This is a genomic window from Kitasatospora putterlickiae (assembly GCF_039527695.1).
Taxonomy (GTDB): domain Bacteria; phylum Actinomycetota; class Actinomycetes; order Streptomycetales; family Streptomycetaceae; genus Kitasatospora; species Kitasatospora putterlickiae.
Map to the genome: position 1 here is coordinate 1 of NZ_BAAAKJ010000223.1, position 1,163 is coordinate 1,163.

The 1,163-nt window shown below is 71.8% G+C and carries 1 protein-coding gene; it reads right to left on the reverse strand.

The features are described from left to right. Positions 1-36 precede the first annotated feature (36 nt). On the reverse strand, positions 37-1,137 hold the full coding sequence (gene rlmN / locus ABD308_RS22120; RefSeq protein ID WP_344337864.1) for a dual-specificity RNA methyltransferase RlmN: 1,101 nt from the start codon (positions 1,135-1,137) through the stop codon (positions 37-39). Positions 1,138-1,163: the final 26 nt, after the last annotated feature.

Genomic DNA, 1,163 nt, shown 5'->3' on the forward strand with positions numbered 1-1,163 from the left:
TGACCGGGCACCGGCCCGGTCAGCGCACCGCCGCCGTCAGCCGGCCGCCGCGAGCTGGCCGCAGGCGCCGTCGATCTCCTGCCCGCGGGTGTCGCGGACGGTGGTCGGCACGCCGTGCGACTGGAGCCGCCGGACGAACTCGCGCTCGTCCTCGGGCCGGGAGGCCGTCCACTTGGAGCCCGGGGTCGGGTTCAGCGGGATCAGGTTGACGTGCACCCGGTGGTTCTTGATCAGCCGGCCGAGCAGGTCCGCCCGCCACGCCTGGTCGTTGATGTCCTTGATCAGCGCGTACTCGATGGAGATCCGGCGGCCGGACTTCTCGGCGTAGTTCCACGCCGCGTCCAGCACCTCGGCGACCTTCCAGCGGGTGTTGACCGGCACCAGCTCGTCGCGCAGCTCGTCGTCCGGGGCGTGCAGCGACAGCGCCAGGCGGCAGCTGAGCCCCTCGTCGGCGAGCCGGTTCATCGCCGGGACCAGGCCGACGGTGGAGACGGTGATGCCCCGCTGGGAGAGGCCGAAGCCGTCCGGCGCCGGGTCGGTCAGCCGGCGGATCGCGGCCAGCACCCGGTTGTAGTTGGCCAGCGGCTCGCCCATGCCCATGAAGACCACGTTGGAGAGCCGGGCCTCACCGCCGGGGATCTCGCCGCCCTTGAGGGCGCGCATCCCGGCGGCGATCTGCTCGACGATCTCGCCGGTGGACAGGTTGCGGGTCAGCCCCGCCTGGCCGGTGGCGCAGAACGGGCAGTTCATGCCGCAGCCGGCCTGCGAGCTGATGCACATGGTGACCCGGTCCGGGTAGCGCATCAGCACCGACTCGACGAGCGTGCCGTCGAACAGCTTCCAGAGCGTCTTGCGGGTGGTGTCGTCGTCGCACGACACGTGCCGCACCACCGACATCAGCTCGGGCAGCAGGCTCCCGGTGAGCTTCTCCCGGCTGGCGGCGGGGATGTCCGTCCAGCTCGCCGGGTCGTTCGACATCCGGCCGAAGTAGTGGTTGGAGAGCTGTTTCGCGCGGAACGGCTGCTCGCCCAGCTCGGCGACGGCCTCCTTGCGCTCGGCGGGGCTCAGGTCGGCGAGGTGTCGCGGGGGCTTGGCGCCGCGCGGCGCGACAAAGGTGAGTTCTCCGGGCTTAGGCATGGTCCGTCCAGTGTCGCAGACGCGCG